Below are 441 nucleotides of genomic sequence, written 5' to 3' on the forward strand. Positions count from 1 at the left end.
TGTGTATCAAGCTATTACTGCTCTTGACCATGCCGAAACCGCTGACAATCTGCCGATTTTAATCAATATGATTGAGCAAGCAGAGAATCATCAAGTCTGGGACTTGGCAGCAACCCGTATCCAAACTCCGCTTGATACAGGCCGTCTGAATGCGGAAGAAACAGCTGATTATCGCCATCGTTATCTGAACGCTTTCTTTGAGAGCAAACAGTTTGATACTTTGCAAAACCTGTTACCTGATTATCCCGATACCGCAGGTTACTGGCATGCGAAAATGGACTTATATATCGATAATGCTGTTAAAGGGGCGGAATTCTTTGCTGAAAACGAGCATATAGGAACGCAAAATGATTTCCTTATCTCATTGCTTGCAGCCTCATTTCACCAAGCAAAAAGGCCGTATGAAAAACTGTTTGCCCGGATAGGTACGGACCTACCCGA

General features: G+C 44.0%; 1 pseudogene. It reads left to right on the plus strand.

What is annotated here, in order from left to right:
• Window positions 1-441 (plus strand): annotated as a pseudogene (locus tag ACTHTY_RS12055) (CDP-glycerol glycerophosphotransferase family protein); the annotation flags it as partial.

The organism is Neisseria sp. P0019.S002, assembly GCF_051957155.1.
GTDB lineage: Bacteria > Pseudomonadota > Gammaproteobacteria > Burkholderiales > Neisseriaceae > Neisseria > Neisseria perflava.